The organism is Methylobacterium sp. J-048 (assembly GCF_022829515.1).
In the GTDB taxonomy this organism is placed as follows: domain Bacteria; phylum Pseudomonadota; class Alphaproteobacteria; order Rhizobiales; family Beijerinckiaceae; genus Methylobacterium.
On record NZ_JAKSYL010000258.1, the window covers coordinates 1 to 2879 of the forward strand.

The following is a 2879-nucleotide window of genomic DNA, read 5'->3' on the forward strand; positions in this document are numbered from 1 at the left end:
GCTTCCGAAGGCTACGCCGCCCGGGCGGTGACCTTCTCGAAGGTGCCCGTCGCGACCTGCTCTTCGAGCTCCGCCTTGAAGTCCGCGATCCCCAGGACCTGGACGGGATTGCCCGCATCGTCGAGGAACTCGTAGAGCGCGTCCTCGATGTTGCGGTTGCTGAAGAACACGATGGCGTCCTCGTCGCCGCCGCCCTCCGTGTGTGGGTCGCCGTTCGCCACGCCCGAGACGTAGCTGCCCGTCGGACGGATCTCCTTCAGGGACCCGTCCTCGCGGTAGAACCTGAGTTCGCCCTGCATGACGAGCGTGACGTAGGGGCTCTTATGCCGATGCAGCATCACGCGCTGGTTCGCGGCGAACTTGAACACGACGTCGACGATGCGGTTCTCCTCGTCGACCTTGTAGACGAAGAAGGCGATGTGCGGCAGCCAGTCGAGAGTCCGCCAAGTGATGTTGGTCTCGTCGAACGTGTGTTCGGACATCTTGCTTCCTTCCGTTCCCCCACCCCGCCTGCCTCGGGGGATGCGCGGTCTTCCGCTGCATCGGGTGGTTCGACGTGGAGGCAACGTCCCCCACGAGGATTCGGTGCGACCCGTTCCGTCCAATTCGTCGTGAGGCGGGTTCGCCGCGGGATCCGGAGCCGCTCCGTGGCCTCAAGTGTCAGCGTCTTCCGTTCCGCGTCGGGACGGTCAGCATCTCGACAAAGTTGCGGATCTCAAGCTGCCGACTGTCTTGGTCCGTGACCTGATCGTCCAGGCCGCAGCGCCATGCGAGATCGCGACGCGTCGGCTCAAGATCGAGAGCACGGTTAGGTACCTCGGCTTCAGCGTCGAGGGGCTTCAAACCAGCCGGGCAGCTTTGCGCCCATCTCGGTCATTCGGCAGCCGTCGCCAGTATCTCCGAAGCGAACTTCAGATCTAACTTGATCATAGACGTAATACGTATCAAGTTCGTAGATTGAGGCCGGCGCGGTCCATAGTCCTTTCCTGTTGTCAGAGCAAACAACTTGGCCGCGTATCGATATTGACGAAGGACAAACGCGTGCAACAGGCATGTATGATGGCCGCCTATCCGTTGAAAGCCAGGTCTCGCCAGGCAGGCTTCAGGACTGTCCGTTCGCAATGAGGGTTTGACGCATGCCTAAGTGCGTCATCACCAGCCCAGCGAGGACTTGTAGGCATTCCCGCTGCTCCTCGGTCAGTCCGTCTGGGCGCGGCTCGGTGTCGATGACGCAGAGCGCACCAAGGCCGTGGCCATCCGGGGTGATAAGGGGCGCTCCGGCGTAGAAGCGGATATGCGGCACGCCGGTGACCAGGGGGTTGCCTCGGGTGCGTGGATCGCGCGTCAGGTCAGGGATCACCAGCGTGTCGCGCATCCCGACGACATGCTTGCAGATCGAGGCGTCCAGCGCCGTCCCGCAGGCAACCAGACCAGAGCGGGCCTTGAACCATTGCCGATCCTGGGCCACGAGACTCACCAGCGCGATGGGTGCCGCGCAGACGGCGCGAGCCAACACGACGATGCCGTCGAAGCCGGGCTCGGCCGGTGTATCGAGGACGGCGTATCCGTCGAGGGCGTCGAGCCTGTCACGCTCGGCGACCTCTGCAGAGGGCTTCGGATGCTGCATTAGCGGCTTCGGTCCTGCGTCTCGTCGGTCGGGGAGAAAGCGCCGATCACCCGGCGCAGGACCCGGCCGACCTGCGCCGCCGAATACGGCTTGTGGAGCAGCTCGAAGCCGTGGCTGTCCTCGCGGGCCAGGACATGGCTGTAGCCCGAGGCCAGGACGACCGGCAGGGTCGGGATGCGGATGCGCAACGCCTTGGCGAGCTCGATGCCGCCCATGCCGGGCATGACGACGTCGGAGAAGACCGCCCGGAAGCCCGCCCCGTCCGTCCCGAGGCGTTTGAGCGCTTCCTCCGCGTTGACAACCCATTCCGGCGCGTATCCCAGGTCCTCCAAGATCTGCGAACAGAAGCCGCCGACTTCCAGGTTGTCCTCGACGAGCAGGATGCGCTGGCCAAGGCCAGCTGGCGACAGGACTGCGTCGGGGTCGGTGACCAAAACCTCCGTGGGCTCGGACGAGACCTCGGGTAGGTACAGGGTGAAGGTCGTGCCCTTGCCGATCTCGCTCGTCACCTCCACGTCGCCGCCGGACTGCTTGGCGAACCCGAAGACCTGGGATAGCCCGAGACCCGTGCCGCGCCCGACGTCCTTGGTCGTGAAGAACGGCTCGAAGATGCGCCCGAGCACCTCCGGGAGAATCCCCGATCCGGTGTCGGCGAGCGCGACCGCGGCGAACGGCCCCCGCGAGCCTGCATGGCCCCGGATCATCGGCATGGCCTGGCCGGCCGCCACCCGCATCGTCAGCGTCCCGCTGCCGTCCATGGCGTCGCGGGCGTTGACGGCGATGTTCACCAGGGCCGTCTCGAACTGGCTGAGGTCGGCCCGCACCAGGGCCGGCCTGTCCGACGCTTCGACCCTGACGCGGATGCGAGCGCCGGTGATGGTGTCGAGCATCTCGGCCACCCCACGCAGGCGCTCGCCGACCTCGAACACTTCGGGCTTCAGGGTTTGGCGGCGCGCGAAGGCCAGGAGCTGTCCGGTGAGCTTGGCGGCGCGGTCGACCGTGTCGGAGACGGCGTCCATGTACCGCTTGCGCCGGTCCTCCGGCAGGTCGGGACGGCGCAGGAAGTCGACGGACGAGCGGATGATGGTCAGCAGGTTGTTGAAGTCGTGTGCACGCCGCCGGTCAGTTGCCCGACCGCTTCGAGCTTCTGCGATTGCCGCAGGTCCTGCTCCATGTGCTCGCGCTCGACCGCCTCGGCGAGGAGCCGGGCGTTCGCCTGGGCGAGTTCGACGGTGCGGGCTGCAACCTGGCT

Annotated in this window: 2 protein-coding genes and 1 pseudogene; all 3 read right to left on the reverse strand. The window is 66.0% G+C overall.

The window, feature by feature from the left end:
• Positions 1–11: 11 nt before the first annotated feature.
• On the reverse strand, positions 12–482 hold the full coding sequence (locus MKL09_RS26430) for a regulator (RefSeq protein WP_244024986.1): 471 nt from the start codon (positions 480–482) through the stop codon (positions 12–14).
• A 620-nt stretch (positions 483–1102) separates the two neighbouring features.
• Positions 1103–1627 carry a GAF domain-containing protein gene (locus MKL09_RS26435; protein ID WP_244024987.1) on the reverse strand — a complete coding sequence of 175 codons (525 nt, stop codon included), beginning with the start codon at positions 1625–1627 and terminating at the stop codon, positions 1103–1105.
• Positions 1627–2879, reverse strand: a pseudogene (locus MKL09_RS26440) (ATP-binding protein); the annotation flags it as partial. The gene MKL09_RS26435 and the pseudogene MKL09_RS26440, both read right to left, overlap by 1 nt.